This is a genomic window from Pseudomonas sp. BIGb0176 (assembly GCF_024810175.1).
Lineage (GTDB): Bacteria > Pseudomonadota > Gammaproteobacteria > Pseudomonadales > Pseudomonadaceae > Aquipseudomonas > Aquipseudomonas protegens.
The window spans coordinates 63,351-82,504 of the sequence record NZ_JANUEC010000006.1 but is presented as its reverse complement, the minus strand read 5'-3'; the positions used below and the strand labels follow the sequence as shown (position 1 = coordinate 82,504).

General features: G+C 65.7%; 20 protein-coding genes. 9 read left to right on the top strand and 11 right to left on the bottom strand.

The genetic code is table 11. The annotated features are described in order from the left end of the window. Positions 1 to 5: 5 nt before the first annotated feature. From M2395_RS28925 to nrdR, 8 genes are all read right to left on the bottom strand, one after another. Positions 6 to 509, bottom strand: coding sequence for a phosphatidylglycerophosphatase A (locus M2395_RS28925; protein WP_011063732.1), 504 nt, complete (start codon positions 507 to 509; stop codon positions 6 to 8). Then, on the bottom strand, positions 506 to 1,471 hold the full coding sequence (gene thiL / locus M2395_RS28920) for a thiamine-phosphate kinase (protein WP_011063733.1): 966 nt from the start codon (positions 1,469 to 1,471) through the stop codon (positions 506 to 508). The genes M2395_RS28925 and thiL overlap by 4 nt, the downstream gene beginning before the upstream one ends. An 18-nt stretch (positions 1,472 to 1,489) precedes the next feature. After that, positions 1,490 to 1,990 (bottom strand): transcription antitermination factor NusB, encoded by a 501-nt coding sequence (nusB, locus tag M2395_RS28915; protein WP_011063734.1) that lies wholly within the window; start codon positions 1,988 to 1,990, stop codon positions 1,490 to 1,492. Then, positions 1,987 to 2,463 (bottom strand): 6,7-dimethyl-8-ribityllumazine synthase, encoded by a 477-nt coding sequence (gene ribE, locus M2395_RS28910; RefSeq protein WP_011063735.1) that lies wholly within the window; start codon positions 2,461 to 2,463, stop codon positions 1,987 to 1,989. The genes nusB and ribE overlap by 4 nt, the downstream gene beginning before the upstream one ends. Before the next feature lie 91 nt (positions 2,464 to 2,554). After that, on the bottom strand, positions 2,555 to 3,646 hold the full coding sequence (gene ribBA, locus M2395_RS28905; protein ID WP_011063736.1) for a bifunctional 3,4-dihydroxy-2-butanone-4-phosphate synthase/GTP cyclohydrolase II: 1,092 nt from the start codon (positions 3,644 to 3,646) through the stop codon (positions 2,555 to 2,557). Between the two features lie 16 nt (positions 3,647 to 3,662). Continuing rightward, positions 3,663 to 4,325, bottom strand: coding sequence for a riboflavin synthase (locus M2395_RS28900; RefSeq protein WP_011063737.1), 663 nt, complete (start codon positions 4,323 to 4,325; stop codon positions 3,663 to 3,665). 47 nt (positions 4,326 to 4,372) lie between these two features. Beyond that, positions 4,373 to 5,506 carry a bifunctional diaminohydroxyphosphoribosylaminopyrimidine deaminase/5-amino-6-(5-phosphoribosylamino)uracil reductase RibD gene (ribD, locus tag M2395_RS28895; protein WP_123431455.1) on the bottom strand — a complete coding sequence of 378 codons (1,134 nt, stop codon included), beginning with the start codon at positions 5,504 to 5,506 and terminating at the stop codon, positions 4,373 to 4,375. Continuing rightward, positions 5,503 to 5,967 carry a transcriptional regulator NrdR gene (gene nrdR, locus M2395_RS28890; RefSeq protein ID WP_019095943.1) on the bottom strand — a complete coding sequence of 155 codons (465 nt, stop codon included), beginning with the start codon at positions 5,965 to 5,967 and terminating at the stop codon, positions 5,503 to 5,505. The genes ribD and nrdR overlap by 4 nt, the downstream gene beginning before the upstream one ends. Before the next feature lie 129 nt (positions 5,968 to 6,096). On the opposite strand from nrdR, the gene M2395_RS28885 reads away from it, so the two are divergent. The 3 genes from M2395_RS28885 to trxA all read left to right on the top strand — a co-directional run bounded on the left by M2395_RS28885 (position 6,097) and on the right by trxA (position 8,143). Next, a complete protein-coding gene (locus M2395_RS28885) occupies positions 6,097 to 6,555 on the top strand; it encodes a lipoprotein (RefSeq protein ID WP_041120023.1) in 459 nt (152 codons plus the stop codon). Beyond that, positions 6,552 to 7,208, top strand: coding sequence for a methyltransferase (locus M2395_RS28880; protein WP_053154128.1), 657 nt, complete (start codon positions 6,552 to 6,554; stop codon positions 7,206 to 7,208). The genes M2395_RS28885 and M2395_RS28880 overlap by 4 nt, the downstream gene beginning before the upstream one ends. 62 nt (positions 7,209 to 7,270) lie before the next feature. After that, entirely contained in the window at positions 7,271 to 8,143 is an 873-nt protein-coding gene (gene trxA / locus M2395_RS28875; RefSeq protein WP_011063742.1) for a thioredoxin, read from the top strand. A 92-nt stretch (positions 8,144 to 8,235) separates the two neighbouring features. Here the strand turns inward: trxA and M2395_RS28870 are convergent, their stop codons facing one another. Continuing rightward, complete coding sequence (locus M2395_RS28870; RefSeq protein WP_015637205.1) at positions 8,236 to 8,577, bottom strand: hypothetical protein; 342 nt, start codon at positions 8,575 to 8,577, stop codon at positions 8,236 to 8,238. A 134-nt stretch (positions 8,578 to 8,711) separates the two neighbouring features. Here M2395_RS28870 and M2395_RS28865 point away from each other — a divergent pair, with 134 nt between their 5' ends. From M2395_RS28865 to M2395_RS28845, 5 genes are all read left to right on the top strand, one after another. Beyond that, positions 8,712 to 9,320 (top strand): DUF2796 domain-containing protein, encoded by a 609-nt coding sequence (locus tag M2395_RS28865; RefSeq protein ID WP_015637206.1) that lies wholly within the window; start codon positions 8,712 to 8,714, stop codon positions 9,318 to 9,320. Between the two features lie 61 nt (positions 9,321 to 9,381). After that, entirely contained in the window at positions 9,382 to 10,092 is a 711-nt protein-coding gene (locus M2395_RS28860) for an ABC transporter ATP-binding protein (RefSeq protein WP_072444886.1), read from the top strand. A 1-nt stretch (position 10,093) separates the two neighbouring features. Beyond that, the gene (locus M2395_RS28855; RefSeq protein ID WP_015637208.1) at positions 10,094 to 11,359 is read left to right on the top strand and encodes an ABC transporter permease; all 1,266 of its coding nucleotides are present in this window, start codon (positions 10,094 to 10,096) and stop codon (positions 11,357 to 11,359) included. A 25-nt stretch (positions 11,360 to 11,384) separates the two neighbouring features. Next, on the top strand, positions 11,385 to 11,906 hold the full coding sequence (locus M2395_RS28850) for a DUF3299 domain-containing protein (RefSeq protein ID WP_169893459.1): 522 nt from the start codon (positions 11,385 to 11,387) through the stop codon (positions 11,904 to 11,906). 167 nt (positions 11,907 to 12,073) lie between these two features. Continuing rightward, positions 12,074 to 12,772, top strand: coding sequence for an OmpW family protein (locus tag M2395_RS28845; RefSeq protein ID WP_011063748.1), 699 nt, complete (start codon positions 12,074 to 12,076; stop codon positions 12,770 to 12,772). A 59-nt stretch (positions 12,773 to 12,831) separates the two neighbouring features. On the opposite strand, the gene M2395_RS28840 is transcribed toward M2395_RS28845, so the two are convergent. Beyond that, a complete protein-coding gene (locus M2395_RS28840; RefSeq protein ID WP_123431454.1) occupies positions 12,832 to 13,761 on the bottom strand; it encodes an NAD-dependent epimerase/dehydratase family protein in 930 nt (309 codons plus the stop codon). After that, the gene (locus M2395_RS28835) at positions 13,754 to 14,638 is read right to left on the bottom strand and encodes a sugar nucleotide-binding protein (protein WP_036995925.1); all 885 of its coding nucleotides are present in this window, start codon (positions 14,636 to 14,638) and stop codon (positions 13,754 to 13,756) included. Before M2395_RS28835 ends, M2395_RS28840 begins: the two co-directional genes overlap by 8 nt. A 190-nt stretch (positions 14,639 to 14,828) precedes the next feature. Here M2395_RS28835 and M2395_RS28830 point away from each other — a divergent pair, with 190 nt between their 5' ends. Next, the gene (locus M2395_RS28830) at positions 14,829 to 19,115 is read left to right on the top strand and encodes a DEAD/DEAH box helicase (RefSeq protein ID WP_123431453.1); all 4,287 of its coding nucleotides are present in this window, start codon (positions 14,829 to 14,831) and stop codon (positions 19,113 to 19,115) included. Positions 19,116 to 19,154 lie beyond the last annotated feature (39 nt).

Genomic DNA, 19,154 nt, shown 5'->3' with positions numbered 1-19,154 from the left:
TTTCCTCAGCTGAAGCACCACACCAGCCCTTGCATCGCCAGCCAGGCAAACACCCCGGCGAGGACGTCGTCGAGCATGATGCCGACGCCGCCATGCACATGCCGGTCGATCCAGCGAATCGGCCAGGGCTTGAGAATGTCGAAGAAGCGGAACATCAGGAAACCTGCCAGCAGCCAGTACCAGCCTTCGGGCACCAGCCACAGGGTGATCCACATGCCGACCATTTCATCCCAGACGATGCCTTCGTGGTCATGCACCCGCAGATCGTCGGCCACCTTGCCGCACAGCCAGAAGCCGAACAGCATGGTGATGCCGAGCATCAGCCAGTAGCCCCAGTCCGGCAACATCTGCCACAGCGGGATAAAGGGTAGCGCAACCAGCGAACCCCAGGTGCCCGGCGCCTTGGGCAAGGTGCCGGAACCAAAGCCGAAGGCCAGGAAATGCCAGGGGTTGCGCCACACCGACGGCGGTACGAACTCCGCCGGGACCTGTTTGGGATGATCTGTCACTGTGTCTCCGGAAAGTGTTGATAACCCCGGGTGCCGGGGGTGATGTCCTGCCCATCGGCATCCAGCAGGGTCACCCCCTGCCCGGCCACCACTCGCCCGACCACCCGCACTGGCCAGCCGGCCGTCAGTAGCGGCGCCAGTTCGGCCGGTGGCAGGGTGAAGGCCAGGACGTAGTCGTCACCGCCACTCAGGGCCGCGGCGCGAGCGCCCTGCTGGCCGAGAAAGCCCAGCAGCGCCGGCGACAGCGGCAGCTTCTCGACCTCGACCTGCAAACCAACCGCCGAGGCCGTGGCGATATGGCCGCAGTCGGCCAGCAAGCCATCGGAGATGTCCAGCGCCGCCGTGGCCTTGCCCCGCAGCGCCTGGCCCAGGGCGAGTTGCGGTTGCGGCGACCAGTAATGGGCCAGCAGTGGCTCAGCCAGCGCCGGCTCGGCGCTGCGCTGGCCCAGAACCAGCGGCAAGGCGCCGGCGGCGTTGCCCAGGTCACCGCCGACGCACAGCAGATCGCCTGCCCGAGCACCGCTGCGGGTCAGGGCCAGGCCGGCAGGTACCCGGCCGAATACCGTCAGGGTCAGGGTCAAGGGGCCGCGGGTGGTATCGCCACCGATCAGGCGCACCCCGCAGTTCTGCGCCATGGCATTCAAGCCTTGGGCATAGGCCTGCAGCCAATCGGTGCTTACCGTCGGCAGGGTCAGGGCAAGGGTAAAGGCCAGTGGCGTGGCGCCCATGGCGGCCAGGTCGCTGACAGCCACCGCCAGGGAGCGTTGGCCAAGAAGAAAGGGCTCGCAGGGATCGGCGAAATGCACACCGGCCACCAGGGTGTCGGTGGAAATCGCCAACTGCTCGCCAGGGGCAACTGCCAGCAAGGCGCAGTCGTCGCCGATCCCCAGGGCAACACCCTCGCCGCCCTGCGCACAAGGCGCGGCAGCGAAGAAGTTACGGATCAGCTCAAACTCGCCCATGGCAGCTGCAAGCGCGGTTCAGCGCTTGAACGCCTTCACTTCAGCTTCGCGCAGGCGTGGGGCCAGCTTGTCGAGTACGCCATTGACGAACTTGTGGCCATCGGTGGAACCGAAGACCTTGGCCAGTTCGATACCTTCGTTGATCACAACGCGGTACGGCACGTCGACGCGCTTGAGCAGTTCCCAGGTGGACAGGCGCAGAACCGCCAGCTCCACAGGGTCCAGCTCATCGATGGCCAGGTCCAGGCAAGGCACGAGCGCGGTGTCGATCTCGTTCTTGTTGGCCGGAACCCCGTGCAGGATTTCACGGAAGTAGGCGCCATCGATGTCAGTGAAATCGTTGTCGACCCGGAACTGCGCTTCGATCTCGTTCAGCGAATGCTTGGCCATGTGCCATTGATACAGCGCCTGGGTCGCGAGCTGACGGGCTTCGCGACGCTTGGCGCTCTTGGATGGCTTGCCGGCATTGGCAGGCTTGGGATCGCGCGGGTTGAAACGATCGCTATCGTCGCTAATCACTTGGCCTCCAACTGCGCCAGCAGGCTGACCATTTCCAGGGCGGACAGGGCAGCTTCAGCACCTTTGTTGCCGGCCTTGGTGCCGGAACGCTCGATGGCTTGTTCGATCGAGTCAACGGTCAGCACGCCGAAGGCCACTGGCACGCCGAACTCCATGGACACCTGGGCCAGGCCCTTGGTGCACTCGCCAGCCACGTATTCGAAGTGCGGAGTACCGCCACGAATGACCGCGCCCAGGGCGACGATTGCCGCGAACTCACCCTTTTGTGCCACTTTCTGTGCAACCAACGGAATTTCGAAGGCGCCAGGAGCACGGATGATGGTGATGTCGCTTTCGCTCACGCCGTGGCGAACCAGGGCGTCAACCGCGCCGCTGACCAGGCTTTCGACGACGAAGCTGTTGAAACGGCCGACCACCAGGGCATAGCGGCCTTTAGGGGCGATGAAGGTACCTTCGATGGTCTTCAGGGTCATTCGACAAATCTCTTAAAGAGCCAGAGCGTGTCTAGTACACGCTCTTCAGTGATATTTGAACCGCGAATAGGCTGCCGGAAACAGGCGGCTTTTATTCGGAGGGCACGTATTCTACAACTTCCAGGTCGAAACCGGATATCGCATTAAACTTCATCGGCGCACTCATCAGGCGCATTTTGCGTACGCCCAGGTCGCGCAGGATCTGCGAACCGGCACCGACGATGCTGTAGGTGGTGGGCTTCTTCGCCGGCTGGTGCTCCGCGGTTTCACGGATATGCGCCAGCAGCACGTCGCCATCCAGCGGGTGCCCGAGCAACAGCACCACGCCACTGCCGGCCTCGGCCACCGTGGCCATGGCCGCCCGCAGGCTCCAGCGGCCCGGTTGCTTGACCATCAGCAGGTCGCGCAGCGGATCCATGTTGTGCACCCGTACCAGGGTCGGCTCTTCAGCGCAGATCTCGCCCAGGGTCAGGGCCATGTGCACGTCGCCTTCCACGGAATCACGATAGGTCACCAGGTTGAACTGGCCCAGTTCGCTATCCAGCGGCTGCTCGGCAATCCGCTGAACGGTACGTTCGTGGATCATCCGGTAGTGGATCAGGTCGGCAATGGTGCCGATCTTGATGTTGTGCTCGGCGGCGAAGGCTTCCAGTTCGGTGCGACGGGACATGGTGCCGTCGTCGTTCATCACTTCACAGATCACCCCGCTGGGCTCGAAACCGGCCATGCGCGCCAGGTCGCAGGCGGCCTCGGTGTGGCCAGCGCGGGCCAGGGTGCCGCCGGGCTGGGCCATCAGCGGGAAGATGTGGCCCGGGCTGACGATGTCCTCGGCCTTGGCGTCCTTGGCAGCGGCAGCCTGCACGGTACGGGCGCGGTCAGCGGCGGAGATGCCGGTGGTCACGCCTTCGGTGGCCTCGATGGAGACGGTGAACTTGGTGCCAAACCCCGAACCGTTGCGCGGCGCCATCAGCGGCAGCTTGAGCAGCTCGCAGCGCTCGCGGCTCATGGGCATGCAGATCAGGCCGCGGGCGTGCTTGGCCATGAAGTTGATGTGTTCGGCCTTGCAGCACTCGGCGGCCATGATCAGGTCGCCTTCGTTCTCGCGGTCTTCGTCATCCATGAGGATGACCATCTTGCCTTGGCGGATGTCTTCAACCAGTTCTTCGATGCTGTTGAGCGCCACTCGGCACCCCCTTGAGTCAGGATTTGAGATAGCCGTTAGCGGCCAGAAAACTTTCGGTAATGGTGCCGCCCGTGGCCTCGGCCGCCTTGTCGCCCAGCAGCAGGCGCTCCAGGTAGCGCGCCAGCAGGTCCACCTCAAGGTTGACCTGCCGACCCGGCCGGTAGTCGGCCATGATGGTTTCCGCCAGGGTGTGGGGAACGATGGTCAGCTCGAACTCGGCGCCATTGACCGCGTTGACCGTCAGGCTGGTGCCGTCGACGGTGATCGAGCCTTTATGGGCGATGTACTTGGCCAGCTCTTTCGGTGCGCGGATGCGGAACTGGATGGCCCGGGCATTTTCTTCCCGCGCCACCACTTCACCGACGCCGTCGACATGGCCACTGACCAGGTGACCGCCCAGGCGGGTGGTCGGGGTCAGGGCTTTCTCCAGGTTCACCCGGCTGCCGGCCTTCAACTGATGAAAAGCGGTGCAGTCCAGGGTTTCACGGCTGACATCGGCCCAGAAACCATCGCCAGGCAGTTCAACAGCGGTCAGGCAGACGCCGTTCACCGCGATGCTGTCGCCCAGTTTGACGTCGGCCAGATCAAGCTTGCCGGTTTCTACATAGACCCGCACATCTCCGCCTTTTGGGGTCAATGCGCGAATGCTGCCGATGGATTCGATGATGCCGGTGAACATGGAGTCCTCCTCGAGAACAGGGCCGCCGGGTAGGCGAAAGTCGGGAATTATACGCTCGCTGGCGGGGCCGGGATGGCAGTGACTCGCCAGTCATCGCCCACCGCACGCATTTCTATGATCTTCAGCAATGGCGCCTGGCTCATCTGCGCCAGCGGCCAGTCCAGCAACGGCCGCGCAGAGGAACCGAGGAACTTGCCGGCGACGAATATCTGGTACTCGTCCACCAGGCCCTGCTGGGCAAAGGCCCCGGCTAGGCGTGGGCCGGCTTCCACCAGCACTTCGTTGACCCCACGGGCCGCCAGCTCCAACAGCAGGAGACGCAGATCCACCTGGCCATCGGGGCCTGGAACAATCAGGCATTCCGGGCCGTTGGCGTATTGCTCTTCCACCGCCGCACAAGTGGCAACCAACGCTGGGCCGGCCTTGAAGAATGGCGCATCCAGAGGCACCCGCAGGCGGCCGTCGATCAGCACCCGCAGCGGCGGCCGGCTCATGGCCAGGGCGGTCTGCTCGGCATCCAGGCCCAGTTCGGCGGCGCGCACGGTCAGCCGCGCGTCGTCCGCCAGCACTGTGTCGGCGCCGGTCAGTACCACGCTGGACTCGGCCCGCAGGCGCTGCACTGCAGAGCGCGCCGCAGGGCCAGTGATCCACTGGCTCTCGCCACTGGCCATGGCGGTGCGGCCATCCAGGCTCATGGCCAGCTTGACCCGCACATAAGGCAAGCCGTGCTCCATGCGTTTCAGAAAGCCTTTATTGATCGCCCGCGCCTCGCCTTCCAGCACACCGCCATGGGTGTCGATGCCGGCCTGGGCCAGGCGATGCAAGCCACGGCCGGCCACTTCCGGGTTGGGGTCCTGCATGGCCGCGACCACCCGTGCCACACCGGCATTCACCAGGGCGTCGGCGCAGGGCGGCGTACGCCCGTGATGGCTGCAGGGTTCGAGGGTCACATAGGCGGTGGCGCCACGGGCCAGTTCACCGGCCGCGCGCAGGGCATGCACCTCGGCATGGGGCTCGCCGGCCCGCACGTGCCAGCCCTCGCCCACCACCTGGCCGTCGCGCACGATGACGCAGCCGACACGCGGGTTGGGATGGGTGGAGTAGCGACCCTTGCGCGCCAGTTCCAGAGCACGGGCCATGTAGTGGGCGTCGAGGACCGCTTGCTCGGCAGGCTGGCTCATTGCTTGGCCGGCTCACGGGCGAGACGGTCGATCTCTTCGCGGAATTCGTTGAGGTCCTGGAAACGGCGATAGACCGAGGCGAAGCGGATGTAGGCGACTTCATCGAGCTTCTGCAGCTCGGTCATCACCAGCTCACCCACGACCAGCGACTTGACCTCGCGCTCGCCGGTGGCCCGCAGCTTGTGCTTGATGTGCACCAGCGCCGCCTCCAGACGCTCGACACTCACCGGGCGTTTTTCCAGGGCGCGCTGCATACCGGCGCGCAGTTTTTCTTCGTCGAAGGGCTGACGGCTGCCGTCAGTCTTGATCAGGCGCGGCATCACCAGTTCGGCGGTTTCGAAGGTGGTGAAACGTTCACCACAGGCCAGGCATTCACGCCGGCGGCGCACCTGTTCGCCCTCGGCGACCAGACGCGAGTCGATGACCTTGGTGTCGTTGGCACCGCAGAAGGGACAGTGCATGGTGGCAGGCAACAAAAAAAGGGAGGGCCATGGTAGCGCATCCCACTGGCAAGACAAGCCATAGCCTTTACGGTATACAGACCGACTATTATGTTTCGCACACGGACATTCGCCTTGTTGGAGCTTCAGATGCCGCTCAGACCGCTCGTTCTGCTCAGTCTTGTCAGCCTGTTGGTCGCTTGCAGCAGCGATACGCCAAAAACCGCGGCCCCCTCCACTTCACAGCAGCAGGCGGTGAAAAAAAATCAGGAACCGGCCGATCCAGGCCCCTTGCCGGCCTACCAGCGCGAGTTGAGTGGCACCCTCGAGGGCGTACCGGCCGGCGCCGACGTCGAGCTGGCCCTGCTGGTGATCGATGAGCGCGGCCGTCCGCAACGCCTGCTGGCCAGCAGCAACCTGAGCGGCACCAGCCAGGCCCTGCCGTTCCGCCTGCGCTTTGCCACCGAAGCCTTTCCGGCCGGCGCCCGGGTCGAACTGCGCGGCCGCGCCAGCCAGTCCGGCCAACTGATCCTGCACCTGCCGGCCCAACGCATCGACCAACCCACCAGCCAGGCCCTGGGCCAACTGCAATTTGTCAAAGCCCCATGAATGTCCCGCTCGACCTGCAAGCTGCCCTCAGCGAACTGCTGGGGGACGCGCGACTGGTAGCCTGCGAGCTGCCCGATACCACGCTGAAGCTCTGGCTGATCGACGCCGACAACATGGACCGCGCCTTCACCCCGGAAGAAACCCGGCGCATCCTCCACGAGCCGCCCTACTGGAGCTTCTGCTGGGCCAGCGGCCTGGCCCTGGCGCGCTACCTGGCCGAGCAGCCGCATTGGGTCGCGGGCAAGCGGGTGCTGGATTTCGGTGCCGGTTCCGGCGTGGCGGCGATTGCCGCGGCCAAGGCCGGGGCCCGGGAAGTGGTGGCCTGTGACCTTGACCCGCTGGCCATTGCCGCCTGCCGGGCGAATGCCCGACTCAATGGCGTCGAGCTGAGCTATTCCATGGATTTCTTCGCCGAGGCCGACCGCTTCGACCTGATCCTGGTGGCGGACGTGCTCTACGATCGGGCCAACCTGCCGCTGCTGGACCAGTTCCTCAGCCGTGGCCGCCAGGCCCTGGTGGCGGATTCCCGCGTACGGGACTTCCAGCACCCGCTCTATCAGCGCCTGGAAATGCTCAATGCCCTCACCCTGCCCGACCTGGCCGAACCCTGGGAATTTCGCAACGTGAGCCTCTATCACGCACAGCGGCGATAGCGATTTTCAGCCTCCCGGCCAGCCTTTATAGTGGTTCCATTCCCGCTTATTCGAGATACCCCATGAGTCAGGAAACGCCCTACATCTTCGACGCCCGCACCGCTGATTTCGACCAGTCGGTGATCGAGAACTCCTTTCACAAGCCGGTCCTGGTGGACTTCTGGGCCGAGTGGTGTGCGCCCTGCAAGGCGCTGATGCCGATGCTGCAGCAAATTGCCGAGAGCTATCAGGGCGAACTGCTGCTGGCCAAGGTCAACTGCGACATCGAGCAGGACATCGTCGCCCGCTTCGGCATCCGCAGCCTGCCCACCGTGGTGCTGTTCAAGGACGGCCAGCCCGTAGACGGCTTTGCCGGTGCGCAACCGGAATCCGCGGTGCGGGCCATGCTCGAACCCCATGTGCAGATGCCGCCACCGCCGGCCGCCGATCCGCTGGAACAGGCCGAAGCCCTGTTTGCCGAAGGCCGTATCGGCGATGCCGAGGCCCTGCTCAAGGTGCTGCTGGGCGAAGACAACAGCAACGCCAAGGCGCTGATCCTCTACGCCCGCTGCCTGGCCGAGCGTGGCGAGCTGGGTGAAGCCCAGACCGTGCTCGACGCGGTCAAGAGCGATGAGCACAAGGCGGCCCTGGCCGGAGCCAAGGCGCAGATCACCTTCCTCAAGCAGGCCGCGGACCTGCCGGACGCCGCCGAGCTCAAGGCGCGCCTGGCCAAGGACCCGCAGGACGATGAAGCGCTGTACCAACTGGCGATCCAGCAACTGGCGCGCCAGCAATATGAAGCGGCGCTCGAAGCCCTGCTCAAGCTGTTCATGCGCAACCGCAGCTACAACGAAGGCATCGCCCACAAGACCCTGCTGCAAGTCTTCGACCTGCTGGGCAACGACCACCCGCTGGTGACCGCCTACCGCCGCAAGCTGTTCGCCGCCCTGTACTGAGCCGGAGGAGCTGGCTTGTGTAGGAGCTGGCTTGCCAGCGAAGGCGTTCTGACAGGCCGAACGCATTCGCCAGCAAGCGGGCTCCTGCAGGGTCATTGCACCCAGCTGTAGATCGGCGTATCGGCGCCGCTCACCACCTTGACCTCGGCGCAGTGGCGCAAGCGCACCAACAAGCGCTTGCCTGCCGCAGCGCTACCGGCCAGCCCTTCCAGTTGCTCCAGCAACTCCGGCCCGCTGAGCTGCCCGGCCTTGCGCAGCAACTCCTTGGTGGTCTGCCACAGGGCATCGTCCTGGCTGGCCGGCTTCGCCGCCACCGCGACGCTCTCGGGCTTGGCCGCCTGCAACTGCGCACCCAGTTGCGCCCAGTCGCCTTCGTCCAGTTCCAGGGTCAAATCCACCGGCCAGTCGCCGATGCTTCCACGAATCCGCAACATTGCTGTGCTCCTGAATTTTTCTGACGAGCATGCTCCCACGCGTCTTGCGCAACGCCAAGCGGCCGGTCAAACTCAGCGGCCGATTGTTATAAGATCACATAACATTTATTTCATCTTCGCTCCGGAGACTTGCTATGCGCCGTCTGCTACTCGCCCTGCCGTTCGCCCTGTTGCCGCTGGCCGCCGCCCAGGCCGCGCAAGCCCATGATCACGAGCATGAACATGGCAGCCTCGGCGCCCACGAACATGGAGTCGGCCGTTTGAACGCAGTGCTCGACGGCCAGACCCTGGAACTGGAGCTGGAGAGCCCGGCAATGAACCTGGTGGGCTTCGAACACGCTCCGAGCACCGACGCCGACAAGGCCAAGGTGGCTGCCGCCCGCACCCAGCTGGAACAGCCGCTGGTACTGTTCAGCCTGCCCAAGGCAGCGGCGTGCGTGGTGGCCAAGCAGGAGCTGGAGAGCCCGTTGTTCGGCGACCAGCCCGATGCCGATGATCACGATGACGACGACCACGACGAAGATGCCAAGGACACCGCTGGCCACGAGCATCACCATGAGCACAGTGAGATCCACGCCCACTACCAGTTCACCTGCGCCAAGCCGGATGCCCTGAAGACCCTCGATCTGGGGCAGGTCTTCAAGACCTTCCCCGCCACCCAGAAAATTCAGGTACAACTCATTTCGCCGAATGGCCAGCAGGGCGTCGAAGCCAGCGCCACGGCGGCAACCCTGAAGTTCTGAGCGCCAACCCTGTAGCCGCTGCCTTCGGCGGCTACAACACTCATCCGATGATCGACCCGACATGACCCAAGCACTTATCGAACTGTCCAACCTGGGCTTCAACTGGCCCGGTCATCCACCGTTACTGGACATCCCGGACTTTCGCCTGGAAGTCGGCGAAACCCTGTTCCTCAAGGGCCCCAGCGGCAGCGGCAAGACCACCCTGCTGGGCCTGCTGGGCGGCGTGCAGAAACCCAACCAGGGCAGCATTCGCCTGCTGGGCCAGGAGCTGACCGAGCTTTCGGCCGGCGCCCGCGACCGCTTTCGCGTCGATCACACCGGCTACATCTTCCAGCAGTTCAACCTGCTGCCGTTTCTCTCGGTACGCGAGAACGTCGAGCTGCCCTGCCACTTCTCCAAGCTACGGGCCGGCCGCGCCGCACAGCGCCATGGCAGCGTCGACCAGGCCGCAGCCACCCTGCTGGCCCACCTGGGGCTGAAGGACGCGGAGCTGCTCGGCCGCCGCGCCGATTCGCTATCCATCGGCCAGCAGCAGCGGGTCGCTGCGGCCCGGGCGCTGATCGGCCAGCCGGAACTGGTGATTGCCGACGAACCGACTTCGGCGCTGGACCACGACGCCCGGGAAGCCTTCCTCCAATTGCTGTTCGCCGAATGCCGTGAAGCCGGGGCCAGCCTGCTGTTCGTCAGCCACGACCAGAGCCTGGCAGCGCTGTTCGATCGCAACCTGTCGCTGGCCGAACTCAATCGCGCCGCCAAGCCCGCAGAGGTCTGAGATGTATCTGTTCCGTCTAGCCATGGCCAGCCTGGCTAACCGTCGCTTCACCGCGATCCTCACGGCCTTCGCCATTGCCCTCTCGGTCTGCCTGCTGCTGGCGGTGGAGCGGGTGCGCACCGAAGCCCGGGCCAGTTTCGCCAGCACCATCAGCGGCACCGACCTGATCGTCGGCGCCCGTTCCGGTTCGGTGAACCTGCTGCTGTACTCGGTATTCCGCATCGGCAACGCCACCAACAACATCCGCTGGGACAGCTTCGAGCACTTCGCCAGCAACCCCAAGGTGAAATGGGCAATCCCGATTTCCCTGGGCGACTCCCACCGCGGCTACCGGGTGATGGGCACCACCGACGCCTACTTCCAGCACTACCAGTACGGCCACCAGCAGAACCTGCAACTGGCGGTGGGCCGGGCCTTCGCCAGCGACCCCTTCGAAGTGGTGCTGGGGGCCGAAGTCGCCGATGCCTTGCACTACAAGCTGGGGGACAAGCTGGTACTGGCCCATGGCGTGGCGGCCATCAGCCTGGTCAAGCACGACGACAAGCCCTTCACCGTGGTCGGCATCCTCAAGCGCACCGGCACTCCGGTGGACCGCACCCTGCACATCAGCCTGGGCGGCATGGAGGCGATCCACATCGACTGGCACAACGGCGTGCCGGCCCGTGGCGAGGGGCGCATCAGCGCCGACCAGGCGCGCAACATGGACCTGACGCCCCAGGCCATCACCGCCTTCATGCTGGGCCTCAACAGCAAGATCTCGACCTTCGCCCTGCAACGGGAGATCAACGAATTCCGCGGCGAGCCGATGCTGGCGATCCTGCCCGGCGTGGCCCTGCAGGAACTCTGGAGCCTGATGGGCACCGCCGAGAAAGCCTTGTTCGTGGTGTCGCTGTTCGTGGTCCTGACCGGCCTGATCGGCATGCTCACGGCGATCCTCACCAGCCTCAATGAACGCCGGCGGGAGATGGCCATCCTGCGCTCGGTGGGCGCTCGCCCCTGGCACATTGCGACCCTGCTGATCTTCGAAGCCTTCGCCCTGGCGCTGTTCGGGGTGCTGGCCGGGCTTGGCCTGCTGTACCTGGGCATCGCCCTGGCCCAGGGCTACGTGCAGTCGAATTACGGCCTGTACCTGCCACTGTCCTGGCCCAGCCAGTATGAGTGGACGCTGCTGGGCGGTATTCTGATCGCCGCGCTGCTGATGGGCAGCGTGCCGGCCTGGCGCGCCTACCGGCAATCCCTGGCCGATGGCCTGTCGATTCGTTTATGAGCCCTGGTTTATGAAGACCCAACGCTTGCTGCGCTCTCTGCTTGCCCTGTCGCTGCTGTTCAGCTCGCCGCTGTGGGCGGCGGGGGCTCCGAAGGACCTGACCTGGTCGGAAATGATCCCGCCGGACGCGCCGCCGGAAGTGCCGAACATGAAGCCGCTGCACGACCTGTCGCAGATGAGCGATGCGCTGTCCGCCGAATCGGCTCCCGCTGCCAAGCAGGACCTGCCCAATGCCCCGGTGGTGAAGAGCCTCGACGGCCAATCGGTGCGCCTGCCCGGCTACATCGTGCCCCTGGAAGTGAGCGAGGAAGGACGCACCACAGACTTCCTGCTGGTGCCCTACTTCGGCGCCTGCATCCACGTACCGCCACCGCCGTCGAACCAGATCGTCCACGTCACCAGCGAAGTCGGGGTGAAACTCGATGAGCTGTACCAGCCGTACTGGATCGAAGGCGACATGCAGGTCAAGCCCTCCACCAGCGAGCTGGCGGATGCCGGCTACCAGATGGTGGCGCAGAAGATCTACGTCTACGAGTTGCCGGAGTAAAAGAGTGCGGGCGGGCGACGCCCGGGGAACGTCAAAAGAGTGCGGGGCAAAAGAATAGTTCACCCCGCCAACCGGGGTTTGCCATTTCATTGAGCTGAGTCAAGGCGGTCAACTTGACGATCCTTACCATTGGACATAGCCAATCTGAATCGTCCTTTGGAGCTCCCATGCACAAGTCTCTGCTTAGCGCCTCCCTGATCGCGCTCGCACTCGCCGCCCCGATTGCCAACGCCCACGAAGCTGGTGACATCATCGTTCGTGCCGGTGCGATTACCGTCAAACCCAAAGCCAACAGCTCCGACGTCAAGGTCGACAGCGGCCCACTGGCTGGCGCCAACCTGGGCGGCAAGGCGACCATGGACAGCGACACTCAGCTGGGCTTGAACTTCGCCTACATGCTGACCAACAACATCGGTATCGAGTTGCTGGCCGCCACCCCGTTCGAACACGACGTGAAGATCCGCAACACGTCCCTGGCTCCGGCCAACGGCAAGCTGGGTACTCTCAAGCACCTGCCACCGACCCTGAGCGTGGTGTACTACCCGCTGGACCACAAGTCGGTGTTCCAACCCTACGTCGGTGCCGGTATCAACTACACCTGGATCTACGACGAGCACGTCGGCAGCCGCGCCCAGTCCGAAGGTTTCGACAACTTCCGCGCCAAGAACTCCTGGGGCCTGGCCTGGCAGATCGGTGCCGACTACATGCTGACCGACAACATCATGATCAACGCCCAGGCACGCTACATCGACATCGATACCCGCGCCTACGTGGACAACAACGCCCTGGCCGCCGGCACTCGTGCCAAGGTCAATGTGGACGTCGACCCATGGGTCTACATGGTGGGCCTGGGTTACAAGTTCTAAACCCGCCAGCAATAAAAAAGGCGCCTTGCAAGGCGCCTTTTTCATGTGCGTGTTTTCCCTCAGCGCCCCATCAGGCGGGCGAGGCCGACGCTCATCGGGGTCGGCTCGGGGAACTTGAAGCGCTGCAGCAGGCGCTGGTTGCCAGCCCGCGAATGGCGGATATCGCCCGCCCGAGCCGGGCCGTAGCTGATGGGTGGCAAGGCACCCACCACCTCGGCCAGGGCCGCGAGCATCTGCTTGAGGGTCGTGGCCTGGTTCAAGCCAACGTTGACCGCTCCCACTTCCAACTGCGGCGCCTCGATGGCCTGCACCAGCACCTGAACCAGATCGCCGACGTAGACGAAATCCCGGGTCTGCTCGCCATCGCCGAACACGGTGATCGGCAAGCCTTGCTGGGCCCGTTCGCTGAAGATGCTGATCACCCCGGAATAGGGCGAAGACGGATCCTGGCGCGGGCCGAAGATGTTGAAGAAGCGAAAGATCGCCGGTTCCAGCCCGTGCTGGCGCCGGTAGAAATCCAGGTAGTGCTCGCTGGCCAGCTTGTCCGAGGCATAAGGGGTCAGCGGCGCCTTGGCCGTGTCCTCGTCGATGGACTGGCCTTCCCCGTTGTTGCCATACACCGCGGCGCTGGAAGCGAACAGCACTCGCTTGACGCCGTGCTCACGCATGGCCTCACAGACATTCAGGGTACCGATGAAATTGCTCTGGTGGGTCTGCACCGGGTCGTCCACCGAGGCCTGCACCGAAGCCACCGCTGCCAGGTGCGCCACAGCGCAGCAGCCTTGCATGGCCTGGCTGACCAGCGCCGCATCGGCCACATTGCCCTCGATCAGCTCGACCCGCGGATCAGCCAGCGGCAGGTTGCTCGGTTTGCCGGTGGACAAGTCGTCCAGCACCCGCACCGCGTAGCCCTTGGCGAGCAGGGCATCGGCCAGGTGCGAGCCAATGAAACCGGCACCGCCGGTGATCAATACGAGGCCTTCAGCCATGACGATAAAACCTATCCAGTAAAGCCGGGAGCGCGGCACGCCAGGCGCGCGGCTTGATCCCGAAGGTATGAAGGATTTTCTTGCAGGCCAGTACTGCGTGCTGCGGTTCCTCGGCGGCATCGGCGCTGGCGGCATGGGCCTGGGCGGTCGGCGCCTCGATGGCCAGCGGGTGCAATTGCCGGGCTTCGGTCAGCACCGCCTGCCCCAGGGCCAGGGGCGTGGTCGCTTCCTGGCCGGCGTAGTGGTAAGTGCCCCAAAGCGGCGCGGCGCAATCGAGCTGCTTGAGCACCGAGATGATCACCCGCGCGGCATCGTCCACCGGGGTCGGATTACCCCGCCGGTCGTCGGCCATCAACAGTTCGTCCGGGGATTCGGCCCGGGCCAGGAAACGCCCGAGAATGCCGTCCGGGCTGTCATCCAGCAGCCAGCCGAAACGCAGCAGCACGTGCTGCGGGCAGGTGGCGCGAACGCTTTGCTCGATCCGCCACAGAGCCTGGCCGCGCAGGCCCAGGGGCACCGGCTCGTCCTTTTCGCTGTAGGCAGTCGCCCGGGAGCCGTCGAACACCCGGTAGCTCGAAGGTTGCAGGAGGATGATGTTGTGATGCTGGCAAAGCTCTGCCAGGCGCTCGACCGCCCGTTCCTGGCCGCTCAAGCGCGCCTCGCTCACGCTCTCCGCCTGAAACCAGTCGAAGTAGTAAGCCAGGTTGATCAAGGCATCCGGGCGGGTGTCGTCGAGCAGTTGCGTAAGGCTCGCGGCATCCCAGCCGTCTTGCGGCGGACGGGGGGCGAGGAAACCGATGTCTTCCTCCGCACCCAGGCGAATCAGCGCCTGCCCAAGGGCATTTCCGCCGCCCAGTAACATAAGGCGCATTCGCATAGAGTCAGCAGGCCCAGTCTGTTCAGAACGATGGTTGGAGTCGGCCAGTCTCGTGGGGCTGGCCGTCGATAATTGCCGGAATCGTTGCATTTTGCGGGTTTGTGGCGCAAGCGTCACTCAGAAAGTGTCGAGGCCCCCATGGAATCAACGGTGCTTGCAAGTTGCCGGGTGCGGCCGCATAAATCCATCCATGAACCTTGCCCAATCTGTGAATCCGGTGCTGGACGGCTTCCACCCCGCTGTCAGCGCCTGGTTCAAGCATACCTTTGCCGCTGTGACCCCGGCCCAGGCCCGCGCCTGGCCGCTGATCGCCCAGCGCCGCTCTACCCTGATCGCCGCGCCCACCGGCTCCGGCAAGACCCTGACCGCCTTTCTCGCGGTGATCGATGACCTGGTGCGCCAGGGGCTGGCCGGCGGTGGCCAGCTGCCGGACGCCACCCTGGTGGTGTATGTGTCGCCACTCAAGGCCTTGAGCAATGACATTCAGATCAACCTGCAGCAGCCACTGGCGGGCATCACCGAGCAATTGCGCCGCATGGGCCTGCCGGAACTGTCCATCAGCACCGCGGTGCGCACCGGCGATACCCCGCAGAAAGACCGCAACGCCATGCGCAAGAGCGCGCCGCAGATCCTCGTCACCACCCCGGAATCCCTCTACGTGCTGCTGGGCTCGGATTCCGGCCGCAGGATGCTGGCCAGCACCCGCAGTGTGATCGTCGACGAAATCCACGCCCTGGCCGGCAGCAAGCGCGGCAGCCACCTGGCCCTGAGCCTGGAACGCTTGCAGGCCTTGTGCGCCGAACCCTTGCTGCGCATCGGCCTGTCCGCCACGCAGAAGCCCATCGAAGCCGTGTCGCGCTTTCTGGTGGGCCACGGCCGCCCTTGCGAAATCGTCGATATCGGCCACGCCCGGCCCCGGGATCTGGACATCGAAGTGCCGCCGGTGCCGCTGTCGGCGGTCATGGCCAATGACGTCTGGGAGCTGGTGTACGAGCGCCTCGCCAACCTGGCCAGGGAACACCGCACCACGCTGATATTCGTCAACACCCGGCGCCTGGCCGAGCGCCTGGCCCGCCACCTCAGCGAGCGCCTGGGCAAGCAGGCGGTGGCCGCGCACCACGGCAGCCTGGCCAAGGAGCAGCGCCTGGAAGCCGAGCAGCGGCTCAAGGCCGGCGACCTGCAAGTGCTGATCGCTACCGCTTCCCTGGAGCTGGGGATCGATATCGGTGATGTCGACCTGGTGTGCCAGATCGGCTCGCCGCGCTCGATCTCGGCCTTTCTGCAGCGGGTCGGCCGCTCCGGTCACCAGGTGGGCGGCACGCCCAAGGGCCGGTTGTTCGCCCTGACCCGCGACGACCTGATCGAATGCGCCGCCCTGCTCGACTGCGTGCGCCGGGGCGAACTGGACACTCTACTGATTCCCCATGCCCCCCTGGATGTGCTGGCCCAGCAAATCGTCGCTGAAGTCAGTTGCCAGGAGTGGTCGGAAGCCGCGCTGCTGGACATGCTGCGCCAGGCCGCGCCCTACGCCGACCTGGATCAGGCTCACTACCAGGCGCTGTTGCAGATGCTCGCCGAGGGCTTCAACGGGCGCCAGGGCCTGCGCAGCGCCTACCTGCACCGCGACGCCCTGGCCCGCACCCTGCGCGGGCGCCGAGGCGCCCAACTGACCGCGCTGACCAGCGGCGGGACCATCCCCGACAACGCCGACTACAGCGTGCTGCTGGAGCCCCAGGGGCTGAACATTGGCAGCGTCAACGAAGACTTCGCCGTGGAAAGCATTGCCGGCGACGTGTTCCAGCTGGGCAACACCTCCTACCGTATCCTGCGGGTGGAAACCGGCAAGGTGCGGGTCGAGGATGCCCAGGGCCAGCCGCCGAACATTCCCTTCTGGCTCGGCGAAGCCCCCGGGCGCAGCGCCGAACTCTCCAGTGCCGTGGCGCGCCTGCTGGCCCAACTCGACGAGTTGCTCGGCGCCACGCCCGGCCAGTTGCAAGCGGCCATCCACTGGTTGCACCACGAACTGGGCCTGAACCTGGCCAGCGCCGAGCAACTGGTGGATTACCTGGCACCGGCGCGCCTGGCCCTGGGCGCGCTGCCGTCCCAGGACACGCTGATCATGGAGCGCTTCTTCGACGAGTCCGGCGGCACCCAACTGGTGATCCACAGCCCCTTCGGCAGCCGCATCAACCGCGCCTGGGGCCTGGCCCTGCGCAAGCGTTTCTGCCGCACCTTCAATTTCGAATTGCAGGCGGCCGCCAGCGAGGACGCGATCGTCCTTTCCCTGTCCACCAGCCACAGCTTCGCCCTGGACGAGGTCTGGCGTTACCTGCACAGCAACAGCGCCGAACACATCCTGGTCCAGGCGCTGCTGGACGCACCGCTGTTCGGCGTGCGCTGGCGCTGGAACGCCGGAGTGGCGCTGGCCCTGCCGCGCTACAGCGGCGGGCGCAAAGTGCCGCCGCAGATCCAGCGCATGAAAAGCGAAGACCTGATCGCCAGCGTGTTTCCCGACCAGATCGCCTGCCTGGAAAACCTGGCCGGCGAGCGCGAGATTCCCGACCATCCGCTGGTGGAGCAGACCCTCGACGACTGCCTGCACGAAGCCATGGACAGCGAAGGCTGGTTGAACCTGCTGCGGCGCATGGAACAGGGCCAGGTGCGCCTGCTCAGCCGCGAACTGCCGGCGCCCTCGCCCCTGGCGGCGGAAATCCTCAGCGCCAAGCCCTACACCTTTCTCGATGACGCGCCCCTGGAGGAACGCCGTACCCAGGCGGTGCTGGCCCGGCGCTGGAGCGACCCGCAAGCCACCGACGACCTGGGCGCCCTGGATGCCGAAGCGATTGCCGCGGTGGCCGCCGAAGCCTGGCCAGCCCCGGCCAGTGCCGATGAAATGCACGAAGCGCTGATGAGCCTGGCCTGTATCAGCGAAGCCGAGGCCCAGGCCAACCTCCACTGGCCCGAGTGGCTGCAAGCCCTTTCCAGCCAGGGCCGCGCCTGCCGCTTGCAGGCCGGCCCGGGCGGCGGCTTGTGGCTGGCCCTGGAGCGCATCTGCTGTCTGCGGGCGCTGTACCCTCAGGCCGCCTTGCAACCCGCGCTGCAACCGGTGCCCGGTTTCGACCAGGCCTGGGAGGCACAGCCGGCCCTGGTGGAGCTGATTCGCGCCCGCCTCAGCGGCTTCGCTCCCCTGACCCTGGCGCAGATCGCCGCGCCCCTGGGCCTGCCCGCTTCCAGCATCCACCAGGCGCTGATCCAGCTGGAGAGCGAAGGTTATGTGCTGCGGGGGCGCTTCAGCCCTGGCGGCGATGAAGAACAATGGTGCGAACGTCACCTGCTGGCGCGGATCCACCGCTACACGGTGAAGCGCCTGCGCCGGGAAATCGAACCGGTGGCCTTGCAGGATTTCATGCGCTTTCTGTTCGACTGGCAACACCTGTCGCCGGGTACCCAGGGCCAGGGCAGCGCCATGCTGGCCGAGGTGGTCGCGCAGTTCGAAGGCTACCCCGCAGCGGCCTCGGCCTGGGACAGCGACCTGCTGCCGGCGCGCCTGAAGGATTACTCCGCCAGTTGGCTGGATGACCTGTGCCGCAGCGGCAAGGTGGTCTGGAGCCGGATCAACAGCAGCGGCAAGATCGCCGCCAGCGCCCTGCGCAGCACCCCCATCGTGTTGCTGCCCCGGGCCCGCGTGGCGCTCTGGAACGCCCTGACCTGCCCCATCGACAGCAGTGACCTGTCACCCAAGGCCCAGAAGGTTCACGCCGTACTGAGCCAGCTGGGCGCACTGTTTTTCGATGAACTGCTGCAAGAAGCCCACCTGCTGCGCAGCGAACTGGAAACCGTGCTGCAGGAACTGGTAGGCGCCGGATGGGTGAACGCCGACAGCTTCGCCGGGCTGCGGGCCCTGATCACCCCGGCCAGCAAGCGCCAGAACCGCAGCAGCCGACGGGGTCGCGGCGCCTTCGTCGGAGGAATGGACGACGCGGGGCGCTGGGCCTTGTTGCGCCGCGCCGCCAGCGAGGATAGCGCCGCCACCCTGGAGCACGTGGCCATGACCCTGCTACGCCGCTATGGCGTGGTGTTCTGGCGCCTGCTGGAGCGCGAGGCCGACTGGCTGCCCAACTGGCGCGATTTGCTGCGTACCTTCCATCGCCTGGAAGCCCGCGGAGAAATTCGCGGCGGGCGCTTCGTCAGCGGCCTGGCCGGCGAGCAGTTCGCCCTGCCGGAAGCCATCCCGCTACTGCGCGAAGTGCGCCGCCGGCCCCATGACGGCAGCCTGATCGCGGTGTGCGGCGTCGACCCGCTGAACCTTGCCGGGACCCTGCTGCCCGGGCCCAAGGTCCCGGCCCTGAGCGGCAACCGCCTGGTGTTCCGCGACGGCCTGCCGGCGGCCGCCGACATCGGCGGCACCCAGCACCTGTGGCTGGAGCTGAAACCCCAGGCCGCCCAGGCCCTGCGCAACAAGCTCATCCGGCACTGACCTCCCCCCGTAGGAGCCGGCTGCCGGCGAAAGGGCCCG

Coding starts and splice junctions, on each gene's coding strand:
- thiL (WP_011063733.1), bottom strand. CDS start 1,471: ATGGGCGAGTTTGAGCTGATCCGTAACTTCTTCGCTGCCGCGCCTTGT.
- ribE (WP_011063735.1), bottom strand. CDS start 2,463: ATGACCCTGAAGACCATCGAAGGTACCTTCATCGCCCCTAAAGGCCGC.
- M2395_RS28900 (WP_011063737.1), bottom strand. CDS start 4,325: ATGTTCACCGGCATCATCGAATCCATCGGCAGCATTCGCGCATTGACC.
- ribD (WP_123431455.1), bottom strand. CDS start 5,506: ATGAGCCAGCCTGCCGAGCAAGCGGTCCTCGACGCCCACTACATGGCC.
- nrdR (WP_019095943.1), bottom strand. CDS start 5,967: ATGCACTGTCCCTTCTGCGGTGCCAACGACACCAAGGTCATCGACTCG.
- M2395_RS28885 (WP_041120023.1), top strand. CDS start 6,097: ATGCCGCTCAGACCGCTCGTTCTGCTCAGTCTTGTCAGCCTGTTGGTC.
- M2395_RS28880 (WP_053154128.1), top strand. CDS start 6,552: ATGAATGTCCCGCTCGACCTGCAAGCTGCCCTCAGCGAACTGCTGGGG.
- trxA (WP_011063742.1), top strand. CDS start 7,271: ATGAGTCAGGAAACGCCCTACATCTTCGACGCCCGCACCGCTGATTTC.
- M2395_RS28870 (WP_015637205.1), bottom strand. CDS start 8,577: ATGTTGCGGATTCGTGGAAGCATCGGCGACTGGCCGGTGGATTTGACC.
- M2395_RS28865 (WP_015637206.1), top strand. CDS start 8,712: ATGCGCCGTCTGCTACTCGCCCTGCCGTTCGCCCTGTTGCCGCTGGCC.
- M2395_RS28860 (WP_072444886.1), top strand. CDS start 9,382: ATGACCCAAGCACTTATCGAACTGTCCAACCTGGGCTTCAACTGGCCC.
- M2395_RS28855 (WP_015637208.1), top strand. CDS start 10,094: ATGTATCTGTTCCGTCTAGCCATGGCCAGCCTGGCTAACCGTCGCTTC.
- M2395_RS28845 (WP_011063748.1), top strand. CDS start 12,074: ATGCACAAGTCTCTGCTTAGCGCCTCCCTGATCGCGCTCGCACTCGCC.
- M2395_RS28840 (WP_123431454.1), bottom strand. CDS start 13,761: ATGGCTGAAGGCCTCGTATTGATCACCGGCGGTGCCGGTTTCATTGGC.
- M2395_RS28835 (WP_036995925.1), bottom strand. CDS start 14,638: ATGCGAATGCGCCTTATGTTACTGGGCGGCGGAAATGCCCTTGGGCAG.
- M2395_RS28830 (WP_123431453.1), top strand. CDS start 14,829: ATGAACCTTGCCCAATCTGTGAATCCGGTGCTGGACGGCTTCCACCCC.